The organism is Streptomyces sp. NPDC001093 (genome assembly GCF_040298985.1).
Classification (GTDB): Bacteria; Actinomycetota; Actinomycetes; order Streptomycetales; family Streptomycetaceae; genus Streptomyces.
Window position 1 is genome coordinate 55770 of record NZ_JBEPBF010000022.1, and the last position, 14840, is coordinate 70609.

12 protein-coding genes and 2 pseudogenes are annotated in these 14840 nt (G+C 71.2%); 9 read left to right on the forward strand and 5 right to left on the reverse strand.

Annotated features, from left to right (window positions below):
• Positions 1 to 9: 9 nt before the first annotated feature.
• From ABT288_RS14130 to dnaK, 4 genes are all read left to right on the forward strand, one after another.
• Positions 10 to 1071 (forward strand): ATP-binding protein, encoded by a 1062-nt coding sequence (locus tag ABT288_RS14130; RefSeq protein WP_351606577.1) that lies wholly within the window; start codon positions 10 to 12, stop codon positions 1069 to 1071.
• Positions 1072 to 1169: 98 nt separating this feature from the next.
• Positions 1170 to 2903 (forward strand): vWA domain-containing protein, encoded by a 1734-nt coding sequence (locus ABT288_RS14135; protein WP_351606668.1) that lies wholly within the window; start codon positions 1170 to 1172, stop codon positions 2901 to 2903.
• A gap of 82 nt (positions 2904 to 2985) precedes the next feature.
• The gene (locus ABT288_RS14140) at positions 2986 to 3411 is read left to right on the forward strand and encodes an OsmC family protein (protein ID WP_351606579.1); all 426 of its coding nucleotides are present in this window, start codon (positions 2986 to 2988) and stop codon (positions 3409 to 3411) included.
• 137 nt (positions 3412 to 3548) lie between these two features.
• A complete protein-coding gene (gene dnaK / locus ABT288_RS14145; protein ID WP_351606582.1) occupies positions 3549 to 5405 on the forward strand; it encodes a molecular chaperone DnaK in 1857 nt (618 codons plus the stop codon).
• Positions 5406 to 5463: 58 nt separating this feature from the next.
• Here the strand turns inward: dnaK and ABT288_RS14150 are convergent, their stop codons facing one another.
• The 3 genes from ABT288_RS14150 to ABT288_RS14160 all read right to left on the reverse strand — a co-directional run bounded on the left by ABT288_RS14150 (position 5464) and on the right by ABT288_RS14160 (position 8100).
• The gene (locus ABT288_RS14150) at positions 5464 to 6273 is read right to left on the reverse strand and encodes an SAM-dependent methyltransferase (RefSeq protein ID WP_351606584.1); all 810 of its coding nucleotides are present in this window, start codon (positions 6271 to 6273) and stop codon (positions 5464 to 5466) included.
• Positions 6274 to 6311: 38 nt separating this feature from the next.
• Positions 6312 to 7175 (reverse strand): Sco1979 family transcriptional regulator, encoded by an 864-nt coding sequence (locus tag ABT288_RS14155; RefSeq protein WP_351606587.1) that lies wholly within the window; start codon positions 7173 to 7175, stop codon positions 6312 to 6314.
• A gap of 97 nt (positions 7176 to 7272) precedes the next feature.
• Positions 7273 to 8100 (reverse strand): helix-turn-helix domain-containing protein, encoded by an 828-nt coding sequence (locus ABT288_RS14160; RefSeq protein WP_351606590.1) that lies wholly within the window; start codon positions 8098 to 8100, stop codon positions 7273 to 7275.
• A gap of 29 nt (positions 8101 to 8129) precedes the next feature.
• Between ABT288_RS14160 and ABT288_RS14165 the strand changes: the two genes are divergently transcribed.
• The 3 genes from ABT288_RS14165 to ABT288_RS14175 all read left to right on the forward strand — a co-directional run bounded on the left by ABT288_RS14165 (position 8130) and on the right by ABT288_RS14175 (position 10394).
• Positions 8130 to 9257 carry an ADP-ribosylglycohydrolase family protein gene (locus tag ABT288_RS14165; protein WP_351606592.1) on the forward strand — a complete coding sequence of 376 codons (1128 nt, stop codon included), beginning with the start codon at positions 8130 to 8132 and terminating at the stop codon, positions 9255 to 9257.
• Between the two features lie 73 nt (positions 9258 to 9330).
• Positions 9331 to 9639, forward strand: a complete 309-nt coding sequence (locus ABT288_RS14170) for a 4a-hydroxytetrahydrobiopterin dehydratase (protein ID WP_351606594.1) — start codon at positions 9331 to 9333, stop codon at positions 9637 to 9639.
• A gap of 5 nt (positions 9640 to 9644) precedes the next feature.
• Complete coding sequence (locus ABT288_RS14175; RefSeq protein WP_351606596.1) at positions 9645 to 10394, forward strand: class I SAM-dependent methyltransferase; 750 nt, start codon at positions 9645 to 9647, stop codon at positions 10392 to 10394.
• A 43-nt stretch (positions 10395 to 10437) separates the two neighbouring features.
• Here ABT288_RS14175 and ABT288_RS14180 read toward each other — a convergent pair.
• Positions 10438 to 10833 (reverse strand): annotated as a pseudogene (locus ABT288_RS14180) (glycoside hydrolase family 48 protein); the annotation flags it as partial.
• A 56-nt stretch (positions 10834 to 10889) separates the two neighbouring features.
• Positions 10890 to 11138 (reverse strand): annotated as a pseudogene (locus ABT288_RS14185) (hypothetical protein); the annotation flags it as partial.
• 278 nt (positions 11139 to 11416) lie between these two features.
• On the opposite strand from ABT288_RS14185, the gene ABT288_RS14190 reads away from it, so the two are divergent.
• Positions 11417 to 12892, forward strand: a complete 1476-nt coding sequence (locus ABT288_RS14190) for a cellulose binding domain-containing protein (RefSeq protein WP_351606599.1) — start codon at positions 11417 to 11419, stop codon at positions 12890 to 12892.
• A 30-nt stretch (positions 12893 to 12922) separates the two neighbouring features.
• Complete coding sequence (locus tag ABT288_RS14195) at positions 12923 to 14683, forward strand: glycoside hydrolase family 6 protein (RefSeq protein WP_351606602.1); 1761 nt, start codon at positions 12923 to 12925, stop codon at positions 14681 to 14683.
• The last annotated feature ends 157 nt before the right edge of the window (positions 14684 to 14840 follow it).

Sequence of the window (14840 nt, forward strand, 5' to 3'; positions counted from 1 at the left end):
AGCTCCGCCTTGCAGGCTGCCGTCACCGTCACTCCCGCCCGTGTCCCCGAACTCCTCCTCGGTCTCGCCACCGTCCGGCCCGTGTTCCTCTGGGGCGCCCCCGGCATCGGAAAGTCGTCCCTGGTGCGGGAGTTCGCCGACTCACTGGGCCTCGAGTGTGTGAGCCTGCTCGGTACGCAGCTCGCCCCCGAGGACCTGATCGGCGTGCCGCAGATCCGCGACGGGCGGTCGGTGTTCTGCCCGCCGGAGACGATCGCCCGGGACGAGCCGTACTGCCTGTTCCTGGACGAGCTCAACGCGGCCACCCCGGATGTGCAGAAGGCGTTCTACTCGCTGATCCTCGACCGCCGCATCGGAAACTATGAGCTGCCCGCGGGGTCCATCGTCATCGGTGCCGGGAACCGGGCGACGGACAACGCGCTCGCCCGGCCGCTGGCCTCCGCCCTGGTCAACCGGCTCGCCCACGTCCATCTGGAGGTCTCCGCCACGGACTGGCTGGCCTGGGCCGCCGCCCACGGCATCCACCCGTGGATCCTGGACCACCTCACCGACCGGCCGGACCACCTGTGGTCCAAGCCGCCGAAAACCGAGGAACCGTTTTCCACGCCCCGCTCCTGGCACATGCTCTCCGACGCCCTGCACTCCTTCGGCCCCGACCTGGACGAGCCGACCCTGACCGTCCTCGCGCACGGCACGCTCACGCCCGCGCACGCGACCGCGTTCTGCGGTTACGTGAAGGTCGTGCGCAGCCGGTTCGGCATCGAGGCGATCCTCAAGGGCGACGCCCGCTGGCCGCACCGCGTGCAGGACCGCGACCTGCTGTACTACCTCGCCGAGTCGTTCCGCGGCCGGCTCGTCAAGGAACTGCCCGCCGGCAAGGAGCACATGTCGGCGAACGGCCGGCAGATCGCCTACCGCGCCAAGTCGCTGCTGGTGCAGCTCGCCGAGATCTCCGTGGAGGTCGCCCAGACCGTCATCGCCGCGGACTCCGACGGCAACCCGGTGCTGCCCTCGTGGTTCCTGGTCGAGGCCGCCCGCGACATGCCCCGCCTGGTGGAGGCCCGGCGGTGAGCCGCACCGGGCAGAGGAACGGCCCGAAGAAGACCGGCCCGAAGAAGACCGGACCGGAGAAGAAGCGCGACCTCGCCGGCGAGGCGTTCGCCGAGGGCATGCGGCTGCTGCGCGCCAACCCCGCCCTCGCCGCCGTCGACTTCGGCACCTGCCGCAGCGAGACCTGCACCCGTGCCCCGCGCGACGGGCTGCTCGTCGTCGACTCCGACGCCACCGTGCACGCCCGCCCCGACCGGCTCGCCGAGCCGGGCGCCTGGGCCTGGGCGCTCGCCCACGCCGCCCTCCACCTCGGCTTCGGGCACCTCCCGGCCGCCAAGGGCCCGCGCGAGCAGCCCGACCGCTACGACCTCGCCGCCCGCTGTGTCGTGGTGAACCGTTTTCTACTCGGTTTCCCCATCGGCACCACCCCCGAGGACCTCCCGGCGAGCTACCCCGACGGGGACGAGGAGCGGCTCGCCGCGCGCTGGCGGGCCCACGGCCTGCCGCCCGCCTACGAGCGCTGCGGCACCGCCGGCGACGCACCCGACCAGGTGCTCACCGAATGGCACGCCTGGCAGCGCCCCGTCCCGGACCGGCAGCTGGCCTTCGCCACCGCGCTGACCCGGACCGTGTCCGCCGCGATGGACATGGCCGGCGGCCGCCGGGACTCACTCGACGGTGAGCGGGTCCCACAGCGCCCCTGGGAGCGCGCCCTGAGCTGGTTCGTCTCCTCCTACCCGCTGCTCGGCGGCATCGCCGCCGGCATCGAACTGGTCGCCGACGCCGAACTCGCCCGCGCCCACGGCATCCAGATCGCCGCCGTGAACCCCGAGGCCGGCGAGATCTACATCAACCCGCTGCGCACCTTCGACGCCGAGGAGTGGCGGTTCGTCCTCGCCCACGAGATGCTGCACGCCGCCCTCCGCCACGGCGACCGCTGCGGCCCCCGCGACCCCTTCCTCTTCAATGTCGCCTGCGACTACGTCATCAACGGCTGGCTGGTCGAGATGCGGGTCGGCACCATGCCGGAGGGCCTGCTGCACGACCCGCGGCTGGCCGGCCTGTCCGCCGAGGAGGTCTACGACCGCATCGCCGGCGACCTGCGCCGCATCCGCCGCCTGGCCACCCTGCGCGGCAAGGGCACCGGCGACATCCTCGGCGCCCCGCTGGGGCAGCCCGGCGAGTACGTGGATCTGGACGAGTTCTACCGGCGCGGCCTCAGCCGCGGTCTCGATCTGCACCAGGCCCAGGAGCGCGGCTTCCTGCCCGGCGGCCTGGTCGAGGAGATCCGCGCGCTCAGCCATCCACCGCTGCCCTGGGACGCACAACTCGCCCGCTGGTTCGACGAGTTCGTGCCCCGCCCGGAGCCCGTACGGTCCTTCGCCCGCCCCGCCCGCCGACAGGCGTCCACCCCCGGCATCCCGCGCGCGGGCCGCTGGTTCCCGCCCGAGGAGGTCGCGCGCTGCACCTTCGGGGTGGTCCTCGACACCTCCGGCTCGATGAGCCGCACCCTGCTCGGCAAGGCGCTCGGCGCGATCGCCTCCTACGCCGAGGCCCGGGACGTACCGGCCGCCCGCGTGGTGTTCTGCGACGCGGCCCCGCACGACGCCGGCTATCTCCCGGCCACCGAGATCGCGGGCCGGGTACGGGTGCACGGGCGCGGCGGCACGGTCCTGCAGCCCGGCATCGACCTGCTGCACCGGGCCGAGGACTTCCCGCCCGCCGCACCGGTGCTGGTCATCACCGACGGCTGGTGCGACGTGCTGCGGGTGCGCCGTGAGCACGCCTATCTGATCCCGCAGGGAAGTCACCTCCCGTTCACGCCGCGTGGGCCGGTCTTCAGAGTGAGATGAGCCCGGATGTGATCGGATAGGAGCACGGAAAACCCCCGTAACGGGATCTCACGTCACGGGACCCGACGCGAAAGGAATCATCGTGGCCACCACGCGCACCGCGCACACCGTCTGGGAAGGCAACCTGCTCGAGGGCAACGGCGTCGTCACCTTCGACTCCTCCGGCATCGGCGAGCAGCCGGTCACGTGGGCCTCGCGCTCCCAGGACGCGAACGGGAAGACCAGCCCCGAGGAGCTGATCGCCGGCGCTCACTCCAGCTGCTTCTCCATGGCCCTCTCGCACGCCCTGGCCGGTGCCGGCACCCCGCCCACCCGGCTGCAGACCAAGGCCGACGTGACCTTCCAGCCCGGTGAGGGCATCACCGGCATCCACCTCACCGTGCGCGGCGAGGTGCCCGGCCTGGACGCGGAGGGCTTCGCCTCGGCCGCCGAGGAGGCCAAGAAGAACTGCCCGGTCAGCCAGGCCCTGGCCGGTACGACGATCACCCTGACGGCCGAGCTGGCCTGACGCCCGTACGGTCCCGGATGCCGCGTCCCGCTCCAGGGGCGCGGCATCGCCGTGTGCGGGTACCCGGCCATTGACAGCGTCGCGGGCACGTCCTGTGCTGGGAGTGCGGCAGGCGCCCGGGCGGAAGGGGACGGACCATGGCACGTGCGGTCGGGATCGATCTCGGGACGACGAACTCGGTGGTGGCCGTCCTGGAGGGCGGCGAGCCCACCGTCGTCACCAACGCGGAGGGTGCGCGCACCACGCCGTCCGTGGTGGCGTTCGCGAAGAACGGGGAGGTGCTGGTCGGCGAGGTCGCCAAGCGGCAGGCCGTGACCAACGTGGAGCGCACCGCCCGCTCGGTGAAACGGCACATGGGAGACGCTTCCTGGCGTTTTCCGGAGCAGGGCTCCATCGACGGCAGCCGTCTGCGGGCGCAGGAGCTGTCCGCGCGGGTGCTGCAGAAACTGAAGCGGGACGCGGAGGCCTACCTCGGCGAGGACGTCACGGACGCGGTGATCACCGTACCGGCGTACTTCGACGACGCCCAGCGGCAGGCCACCAAGGAGGCCGGCGAGATCGCGGGCCTGAAGGTGCTCAGGATCATCAACGAGCCGACGGCCGCCGCCCTCGCCTACGGCCTGGACAGGGGCGACGAACAGACGGTCCTGGTCTTCGACCTCGGCGGCGGCACCTTCGACGTGTCCCTGCTGGAGATCGGCGACGGCGTCATCGAGGTGAAGGCCACCAACGGCGACACCCACCTCGGCGGCGACGACTGGGACCAGCGGATCGTCGAGTACCTGGTGAAGCGGTTCAAGGGGAGTTACGGCATCGATCTCGGCGCCGACAAGATGGCGGTCCAGCGGCTGCGCGAGGCCGCCGAGAAGGCCAAGATCGAGCTGTCGTCGTCCTCGGAGACCTCGATCAACCTGCCCTACATCACCGCCTCCGCCGAGGGCCCGCTGCACCTGGAGGAGAAGCTGACCCGGGCCCAGCTCCAGGAGCTGACCGCCGATCTGCTGGACCGCTGCAAGAAGCCGTTCCACCAGGCCGTGCAGGACGCCGGGATCCAGCTGTCCGCGATCGACCACGTCATCCTGGTCGGCGGCTCCACCCGCATGCCCGCCGTCACCGACCTGGTGCGCGACCTCACCGGCAAGGATCCGCACAAGGGCGTCAACCCCGACGAGGTGGTCGCCGTCGGCGCCGCCCTGCAGGCCGGCGTGCTGCGCGGCGACGTCAAGGACGTCCTGCTGCTCGACGTCACCCCGCTGTCCCTGGGCATCGAGACCAAGGGCGGCATCATGACCAAGCTGATCGAACGCAACACCACGATCCCGACGCGCCGTTCGGAGATCTTCACCACCGCCACCGACAACCAGCCCTCGGTCGGCATCCAGGTCTACCAGGGCGAACGCGAGATCGCCGCGTACAACAAGAAGCTCGGCGTCTTCGACCTCACCGGCCTGCCGCCCGCCCCGCGCGGCGTGCCGCAGATCGAGGTGGCCTTCGACATCGACGCCAACGGGATCATGCACGTCTCCGCGAAGGACCTGGCGACGGGACGCGAGCAGAAGATGACCGTCACCGGTGGTTCGGCGCTTCCCAAGGACGACATCGACCGCATGATGCGGGAGGCCGAACAGTACGCCGAGGAGGACCGCAAGCGCCGCGAGGCCGCCGAGACCCGCAACCAGGCCGAGCAACTCGTCTACCAGACCGAGAAGTTCATCCGCGACAACCACGACCGCGTCCCCGCCGACACGCGCGGCGAGGTCGAGACGGCCGCGGCGGAACTGAAGACCCTGCTGGAACAGAACGCCGACACCACCGCCCTGCGCACCGGCGTGGAGAAACTCGCCACCGTCAGCCAGAAGATGGGGCAGGCCATGTACGCGTCCGCCTCCGCCGGCGGGACCACGCAGGAGAACGAGACCCCGGCCGACACGGAGGGCGTGGTCGACGCGGAGATCGTGGACGACGAACACGACGGCAAGGGCGGAGCCGCCTGACGCCTGCCTGCCCGGCCGGGGGCGTACGGCGGCACACACACCAGTGGAGGCGGGGCGGTCAGCGCTTGACCGCCACCCCCGCGTACACCGGCACGACGCCCTCCGCCTGGGCCGCCACGTCCACCGGGTCCGGGCGCCAGCCGTACACCGGGATGACGCCGGGACCGAGCAGTTCCAGGCCGTCGAAGAAGCGGTGGAACTCGGGCAGCGTGCGGGGGTGGAACGGCGTGCCGCTCCTGCGGAACAGCTCGGCCGCCCTGGCCACGCCCTCGGGGCTGAGGTCCTGGGTGACCTGGGAAAGGATCAGGAAACTGCCGGGGGCGAGCGCGTCGACGTACCGCTCGACCAGCCCGAACACGTCGTCCTCCTGCTCACCCAGGTAGTGGGTGAGCGCGACCAGGGACAGGGCGACCGGGCGGCCGAAGTCGAGGGACTCGCCCGCGAGCTCCAGGATGGTCTCGGGATCGCGGACATCGGCGTGGACGTAGTCGGTGCTGCCCTCGGCGGCACTGCGCAGCAGGGCCTCGGCGTGCCGGAGCACGATCGGGTCGTTGTCCGCGTACACCACCCTGGACTCCGGGGCCACGCCCTGGGCGACCTGGTGCAGGTTGGGCTCGGTCGGGATACCGGTCCCGATGTCGAGGAACTGCCGTACCCCGGACTCGGCCGCCGTACGGACGGCCCGGTGCATGAACCGCCGGTTGGCCCGCGCCCCGCGCACCACCGTGCCGTCCACGGCGAGGATCCTCCGCGCCAGTTCCTCGTCCACCGGGTAGTTGTCCTTGCCGCCCAGCCACCAGTCGTACACCCGGGCGGGGTGCGGACGGCTGGTGTCGATCGGCGTGGGCGTGGCATCGCGTGCGGTCATACGGCTGTTTCCCCCAGAGGAATCGGTCGGACGTGGCGTCACAAGGTCGTGCGGAACTCCCGCAGCAGGGCCTGAGTGCGCTGTGCCGACGCGGCGCGGGCCGTCATGTGGTCCAGCACCTCCAGATGCGCGGACACCTCGCGGCGGGAGTCCAGGTACAGGGCGCCGGTCAGGTACTCGGTGAACACCATGTCCGGCAGCTCCGGTTCGGCGAAGCGGAACAGCGTGAACGGCGCGTACGTCCCCGGATGCGGGCCCGCCGCGAACTCGGCGAGCTGGAGGGTGACCCGGTCCCGCTCGGCGTACTCCAGCAGCTTCTCCAGCTGCTCGCGCATCACCTCGCCGCGCATGCTCACCGGGCGTCGCAGCACCGTCTCGTCCATGATCACCCAGAGGTGGGGCGGGTCGTCCCGCTCCAGCAGCCGCTGCCGCTCCATGCGCAGCGACACATGCCGCTCCACGGACTGCGGCGAGGTCTGCCCGATCGTCCCGGCCTCCAGCACCGCCCGGGCGTAGTCCTCCGTCTGCAGCAGACCGGGTATGAAGTGCGGCTCGTAGGAGCGGATGATCCGGGCGGCGCCCTCCAGGCTGACGTACAGGCTGAACCAGTCCGGGAGCACGTCGTGGAACCGCTGCCACCAGCCCGGCTGGTTCGCCTCCTCGGCCAGCCGCACGAACGCGGCAGCCTCCTCCTCGGGCACCCCGTAGGTGTCCAGCAGCACCTGCACGTACGGGATCTTCAGCGCGACCTCGGCCATCTCCATCCGCCGTACGGTCGCCGACGCCACCCTGAGGACCTTGGCGGCCTCCTCCCGACCGAGGCCCGACGCCTCGCGCAGTTCCTGCAACCGTTTACCGAGCACCACCTGGCCCACGGTGGGCGCAGCCCGCCGCTCACTCACGCCACGCCCTCCCCTACGCGCCGAAGTACGCGGGCAGTCTGCCATGTGATCCCCTCTCGCACACCGGTCCGAGGCGACGAGTACCGCAGGGGAGGGGTCAACCGGCCAGCCCGTGCAGGTACTTGGCCGTCGCCGGGTCCGCGGGCAGGAACGTCTCGATGGCGAGTTCGGCGACCGTGACGTCCATCGGCGTGTTGAACGTGGAGATCGACGACACGAACGACAGGACCCGGCCGTCGTGCTCGATGAGCATCGGCAGCGCGAAGTACGGGACGGGCTCGGCGGGTTCGTCACCCGGCGCGTCCTCGGGCACCGGGTACGCGGCCACCTCCTCGTACAGGGCGCGCAGTCGGTCCGAGCGCTGCAGGGCGATCTGCCGCTCCATCTGCGCCAGCAGATGCCCGCGCCACTCGCGCAGATTGCGGATGCGCGGTGCGAGACCCTCCGGATGCAGGGTCAGCCGCATCGCGTTCGGCGACGACATCAGCGTCTCCGGCACCCCGTCCAGCAGCATCATGATGCCCCGGTTCGCGGTGACCACCGTGTACCCGGCGTCGACCACCAGCGCCGGATAGGGCTCGTAGCCCTGGATGAGACGCTCCATGCCGTCGCGCAACGCGTCCAGCGCCGGGTCGCCGAGCGGGGTCTCCGGGTAGTGCGGGGCGTAACCGGCCGCCAGCAGCAGCGCGTTGCGCTCGCGCACCGGCACGTCGAGATGCTCGGCGAGCCGCAGCACCATCTCCTCGCTCGGCCGGGACCGGCCGGTCTCGATGAAGCTGATGTGCCGGGCCGAGGAGTCGGCGCGCAGCGCCAGCTCCAGCTGGGAGACCCGGCGCCGCTCCCGCCAGGCGCGCAGCAGCGGGCCGACACCCTTGTCGGACGGGGTGGCGGAGAAAGTGGCCTTACCGGTCGTGACAATGGTCATGGATACGACCGTAGTCGAGGAGTGCATGTATGAACGGGCCGTGGGACAGGGACGGTGCGGCGCAGTACCGCGCCAGGGTGCGCGGCTGCCTGCTGGGCGGGGCGATCGGCGACGCGCTGGGCTATCCCGTCGAGTTCGACGCCATCGACCGGATCCGCGCCGCCCACGGTCCCTACGGGGTGACCGACCTGGTTCCCGGGCCGCACGGCGAGGTGGGCCTGATCAGTGACGACACGCAGATGACGCTCTTCACGGCCGAGGCCCTTGTGGAGGCCTACTGCTTCGAAAGGAAGGGGGAACGCCACGACCGCAGAAGAATGGGGGACATCTCCGACCGTTGGCCCGAGATGATGCTCCAGGCGTATGAACGCTGGCTGCACACCCAGTCCCAGCCCGGACCGGAAACCGGGCCGTTGCCGGCCGGCCCTGCGCACGGCCTGGTCACCGAGCCGTGGCTGTACGCCCGCCGCGCCCCCGGCAACGCCTGCCTGTCCGGCGTCGCCCAGCGGTACACCCCCGGCCGGTGGCTGCCTCTCGAGGGCCGGCCGGGCGAGGCCAATCCCGGCTCCAAGGGCTGCGGCGCGGTGATGCGCTCGGCCCCCTTCGGCCTCATCGCCCAGTACGACCACGAGGCCTTCCAGATGGCGGCCCGCGCCGCCCAGATCACCCACGGCCACCCCACCGGCTACTACGCGGCCGGCACGCTGGCCGCGATCGTCGCCAATCTCGTCGCCGGGGACTCCATGAAGGGCGCGGTCCTGCGTGCGATGCGGTTGCTGGCCGGCTACCCGGGCCACGAGGAGACGACCGAGGCCCTGGAGCGCGCCGTCACCGAGGCCGGGGACCACCAGGTGGCGCCGCCGGAGCGTGTCGAGAGGCTCGGCGCGGGCTGGGTGGCCGAGGAGGCGCTGGCCATCGCCGTCTTCTGCGCGCTGTATCCGGGCCGCGTCGAGACCAAGCTGCTGATGGCGGTCAACCACTCCGGCGACAGCGACTCCACCGGCGCCATCTGCGGAAACCTCCTCGGCGCGCAGTACGGCGACCATGCCCTGCCGCACGAGTGGGTCCAGCGGGTGGAGGGCCGGGCCAGGATCGCCGTGCTCGCCGACGACCTCGGCGCGGTGCGGGTCCGCGGATGGCTCTTCGGGCCGGCGTGATCGAACCGAGCCGGGCTGGTACGGCTGTGGCAGGCTGGGAGTCCGTGCCGCATCATCGGGAAGGACCGAGGCCATGGCCGTCGAACCGCTGTCGCAGAAGGAGATCGAGGACCGGCTCGCCGAGCTGCCCGGCTGGTCGGTCGACGACGCCGGCCGGCTCACCCGCTCCTACCGCCTCGGCTCGCATGTCGCGGCGGCGGCGCTCGTCATGCACATCGCCGCCGTCCAGGACGAACTGGACCACCACTCAGACCTCACCCTCGGCTACAACACCGTCTCCCTCAGCGTCCAGACACACAGCGCGGGCGGCGCGCTCACCGCGAACGACTTCGCGCTCGCCCGCAGGGTGGAGGACATCGCCCCAGGTCACCACGCACACTGAGGGGCGTGCTCGACTACGAGAAGGAAGCCGACGCCTATGACGCGTCCCGGGGCGGCGAGGCCCGCGCCGCGGCGGCCACGCGGGCGGTGCTCGGCCTGATCCCCGAGGGGCCGGGCCGCCTGCTCGACGTGGCCTGCGGCACCGGCATCGTCACCCGCCGGCTGGCCGCCGGCCGTCCCGCGCTGCGGGTGACCGGCGCCGACCTCACCGCCGCCATGGTGCGCAGGGCGGGCGCGCGGCTGCCGGGCGCGATCGTACGGGCCGACAGCCGCCGGCTGCCGTTTCGCACCGGCACCTTCCACGCCCTCACCAGCATCTGGCTGCTGCACCTGCTGCAGGACGCCGAGGACGTCCGCCGGATCGTCGCCGAGTGCGCCCGGGTGCTGCGGCCCGGCGGGGTCTACGTCACCACCGTCGACAAGGCCGCGGCGCACGACGTCGGCAGCGACATCGACGCCGTCCTCGCCCCCCGTCCGCGCCGCCCCGCACAGGACGCCGCCGCCACCGTCACCGCGTACGCCGTCCACCACGGGCTCCGGCCGGCCGGCGCCACCGCGTTCCCCGGCGTCGGCCAGGGCCGCAGCCCCCGCGCCACCATCGCCGACCTGCGCCGCGGCTGGTTCACCCTGCTGCCACCGGGCGAGCCGCGCACCGAGGAGTTCGCCGCGAGCCTGTCCCGTCTCCCGGACCAGGACCGCCCCCGCCCGGACCCGGTGTTCGCGGTGCGCGCGTTCCGGAAGACGGAGGCGGGCTGACGGCGAAATCTTCGCCGTGGGAGGTGCGGTTACGGTCGGCCCACTCCACAAGCTCCGCGTACGAGCCCATGGCCAGGGCGATGTCCGCCTGGGCCCAGAACCGGTGATAGGTGAAGCTGGGCGCGGCGCCGCCCTTGAGGTAGGCCTCGATCTTCAACCAGGCCGGGTCGTTCTTGTAGAAGGACCGGATCGAGGTGAACGTGGCCGAGGAGTTGACCGGGTCGCCGTTCGGCATCGTGCCGCTCCAGCCGCTCGGCACGTACACGCTGTCCCGGGAGTTGTTCCACATGCCGTCCAGCAGCGCCTTCGCGGTGGACTTCGCAGTCGCGTCGCCGGATTTGGCGCCGTAGTCGGCGACGGTGACGTGAAGTCCGCTGTTGCTGCCCGGACTTGAGGGGTTCCAGGTGTCGGGCGACCCACTTGTCGAGGACCGCCTTGGCCGTGGCGTTTGAACTGCGCACCGGTGGGGACGGCCGCGGCCGCGGCGATCGTGCCGTTGTGCAAGGCGTTCTTCACGGTGACGGTCCTGCCGGACTGGGACCAGGTGCCGTTCCAGCCGTTCGACGGCGTCTGGTTGCCCGTGTAGGCGTGAGCGAGCGTCGTTGGTCCTGTAGTCGACGCTGCACTGCACGGACGCCGCGTGCGCGGTCGTGGCGCCGGTGGCGAGCATCGACAGGGGCAGGGCGAACGCGGCCGCCACGGCGGTTCAAAGCCGCCGCCCGGCTCTGCTCTTACGTCCGGGATCCATGTGCTGGTTCCTCCTTGCGGGCTTGTCGCTCGGGAGAGCGTCCTCGGGAGAAGTCAAGGCTTGAACCAGTGGGAGCGCTCCCATAGTGGAGACGACCCCGTGAGCGGTCAAGGTGCGCGAAGAGTCGAAATGATTCGACGCGGACGGTTGAGGAAAAGTCAGCAACTCCCCTGTGCAGCAACGCCACTTGGCGCTACCTTCCTTCGCACCAGTGGGAGCGGTTCCAGTCAGTCGACGCGCCCGTCACGGCGCGCCCATCTGCAAGGAGTCGCTCATGCGACACCCCCCGCGTTCAGTACTTTTAGCCACCGCCGGTGCGGCCGCGCTCGTGGGGAGCACGGTCGTCCCCGTGGTGTCGGCCCGGGGAGCCACGCCCGCGTGCACGGTGGAGTACTCCGTCACCAACCAGTGGGCCGGCGGCTTCCAGGGGACGGTGAGATTCACCAACAACCAGGCCTCGCTGAGCAGTTGGCGGATCGGCTTCGACTTCGCCGACGGCCAGAAGGTCACCCAGGGCTGGAACGCCGAGTGGTCCCAGTCCGGCACCACCGTGACCGCCGGGAACGAGAGCTACAACGGTTCCCTCGGCACCGGCGCGAGCGTCACCGCCGGCTTCCTCGCCTCCTGGTCGGGGTCCAACACCGCCCCCACGGTGTTCAAGCTCAACGGCACCACCTGCAACGCGGACCCCGAGCCGACCCCGCCGCCGACCACACCGCCCCCGTCCTCCGGTGGCACCGCCCCCGCCCTGCACGTCTCCGGGAACAGGCTCGTGGACGCCGACGGCAAGGGCCACCGCCTCCTCGGCGTCAACCGCTCCGGCGGCGAGTTCATGTGCGTCCAGGGCCACGGCATCTGGGACGGCCCGGTCGACGACGCGGCCATCCAGGCGATCGCCGACTGGAAGGCCGACGCCGTGCGCATCCCGCTCAACGAGGAGTGCTGGCTGGGCCTCTCCAACGTCAAACCCGAGTACGGAGGCGCCCGTTACATAGCCGCCGTCAAGGACCTGGTGGCCCGCGTCGAGGCCCACGGCCTGACCCCGATCCTCGACCTGCACTGGTCCTACGGCCGGTACACCGGCAACTCGGCCGGCTGCTCCGACGTCCACGCCACCTGCCAGAAGCCGATGCCCGACATGCAGTACAGCCCGTCGTTCTGGGCGTCGGTGGCCGGCACCTTCAAGGACGACCCGGCCCCGGTGTTCGACCTGTTCAACGAGCCCTATCCGGACCGGGCCACCGCGGGCACGACGGACGCCTGGAAGTGCTGGCGGGACGGCGGGACCTGCCCCGGGATCCCGTACGAGGTCGCAGGCATGCAGGATCTTGTGGACAGCATCCGGGGTGCCGGGGCCAAGAACGTCATCATGGCCGGCGGTCTGGCCTACTCCAACGACCTCGGCCAGTGGCTGACGTACAGGCCCACCGACCCGGCCGGCAATGTGACCGCCGCCTACCACGGCTACAACTTCAACACCTGCTCGAACGAGAGCTGCTGGAACTCCACCCTCGCCCCGGTCGCCGCCCAGGTGCCGCTGATCGCCGGCGAGATCGGTGAGAACACCTGCTCGCACGCGTTCGTCGATCAGGTCATGAAGTGGTTCGACGACCGGAACCTGTCCTATCTGGGCTGGACCTGGAACACCTGGGACTGCTCCTCGGGCCCGTCCCTGATCTCCGCCTACGACGGCACACCCACCACGTACGGCATCGGGCTGCGCGACCACCTGCGCGCCCTGAACCCGTAGACACCACGGACGACAGAAGGAACCCCACTCATGAGTCCTACCAGAACCTCGCTGTTCGCCGCCCTGGCGCTGCTCACCGGGACGTCCGGGACGGCACTGCTGGCGGCACCGGCCGGCGCCGCCACCGAGGCCGTCCCCTGCACCGTGGCCTACACCGTGCAGAACCAGTGGGACACCGGCTTCACCGCCGCCGTCACGGTCACCAACAACGGTGCGGCGAAGTCCAGTTGGTCCCTGAAGTGGACCTACGCCGGCAACCAGAAGGTCACCAGCGGCTGGAACGCGCAGATCAGCCAGAGCGGTGCCGATGTCACCGCCGCCAACGCGAGCTACAACGGCTCGCTGGCGAACGGCGGTTCGGTCGGCTTCGGCTTCAACGCCTCCTACAGCGGCACCAACGCCGTGCCCGGCACGTTCACCCTCGACGGCGTCACCTGCAACGTCGACGACGGTGGCGGCTCCGGCGGCGGAACGGGCGGCGGAGGAACCGGCGGTGGCGGAACGGGTGGTGGCGGAACGGGTGGCGGCGGCACCGGCAGCCGGGTCGACAATCCCTACGCCGGGGCCAAGGTCTATGTGAACCCCGAGTGGTCGGCCAAGGCCGCCGCCGAGCCGGGCGGCAGCCGCGTCTCGAACCAGCCCACCGCCGTGTGGCTCGACCGGATCGCCGCGATCAACGGCGTCAGTGGCGGCATGGGCCTGCGTGACCACCTCGACGCAGCCCTGAAGCAGAAGGGCTCCGGCGACCTGGTCGTCCAGCTGGTCATCTACGACCTTCCCGGACGCGACTGCGCCGCCCTCGCCTCCAACGGCGAACTCGGTCCCGACGACATCGACAGGTACAAGTCGCAGTACATCGACCCGATCGCCTCCATCCTCTCCGACCCGGCCTACGCGTCCCTGAGGATCGCCACCGTCATCGAGCCCGACTCGCTGCCCAACCTGGTCACGAACGCCGGCGGCACCAACACCAGCACCGACGCCTGCGTGACCATGAAGAACAACGGCAACTACGAGAAGGGGATCTCCTACGCCCTGGAGAAGCTCGGCGCCATCCCCAACGTCTACAACTACGTGGACGCCGGCCACCACGGCTGGCTCGGCTGGGACACCAACCTGGGCCCGACGGTGCAGGAGTTCCACAAGGTCGCGACGACGAACGGCGCGAGCGTGAACGACGTGGCCGGCTTCATCGTCAACACCGCCAACTACAGCGCCACCAAGGAGCCGTACTTCAAGGTCACCGACACGGTGAACGGCACGACCGTGCGCCAGTCGAAGTGGGTGGACTGGAACCAGTACGCGGACGAGCAGTCGTACGCCCTCGGTCTGCGGGACAAGCTCGTCGCGGCCGGGTTCGACTCCGGCATCGGCATGCTGGTCGACACCTCCCGCAACGGCTGGGGCGGCACCGCCCGGCCCACCGGCTCGGGCCCGCTGACCTCCGTGGACGACTACGTCAACGGCGGCCGCACCGACCGGCGCATCCACGTCGGGAACTGGTGCAACCAGAGCGGCGCCGGCCTCGGCGAACGGCCGACCGCGGCCCCGGCCGCCGGCATCGACGCCTATGTGTGGGCCAAGCCGCCGGGGGAGTCCGACGGGTCCAGCACCGCCATCGCCAATGACGAGGGCAAGGGCTTCGACCGGATGTGCGACCCGACGTACGGCGGCAACGCCCGCAACGGCAACAACCCCACCGGTGCGCTGCCGAACGCGCCGCTGGCCGGGCATTGGTTCTCCGCCCAGTTCCAGCAGCTGATGCAGAACGCGTATCCGCCGCTGCCCTGACCCGGTGACCTCCGCCGGGGCCCGGGCCCCACCGGCAAAGGCCCCGGCGGATCGCGCGCCCCACCGGCGGGTACACGCCGTCCACCCGCTGAAGCGATGAGGTCGGCCTTCGGTACTGACCCGCAGCTCCCGGGGCCTGACGGGCAAACGCCCAGGG

Bases quoted from the DNA above. Each gene is read 5' to 3' on its own strand.
- dnaK (WP_351606582.1), top strand. From the start codon at position 3,549: ATGGCACGTGCGGTCGGGATCGATCTCGGGACGACGAACTCGGTGGTG.
- ABT288_RS14165 (WP_351606592.1), top strand. From the start codon at position 8,130: ATGAACGGGCCGTGGGACAGGGACGGTGCGGCGCAGTACCGCGCCAGG.
- ABT288_RS14160 (WP_351606590.1), bottom strand. From the start codon at position 8,100: ATGACCATTGTCACGACCGGTAAGGCCACTTTCTCCGCCACCCCGTCC.
- ABT288_RS14170 (WP_351606594.1), top strand. From the start codon at position 9,331: ATGGCCGTCGAACCGCTGTCGCAGAAGGAGATCGAGGACCGGCTCGCC.
- ABT288_RS14135 (WP_351606668.1), top strand. From the start codon at position 1,170: ATGCGGCTGCTGCGCGCCAACCCCGCCCTCGCCGCCGTCGACTTCGGC.
- ABT288_RS14195 (WP_351606602.1), top strand. From the start codon at position 12,923: ATGAGTCCTACCAGAACCTCGCTGTTCGCCGCCCTGGCGCTGCTCACC.
- ABT288_RS14150 (WP_351606584.1), bottom strand. From the start codon at position 6,273: ATGACCGCACGCGATGCCACGCCCACGCCGATCGACACCAGCCGTCCG.
- ABT288_RS14190 (WP_351606599.1), top strand. From the start codon at position 11,417: ATGCGACACCCCCCGCGTTCAGTACTTTTAGCCACCGCCGGTGCGGCC.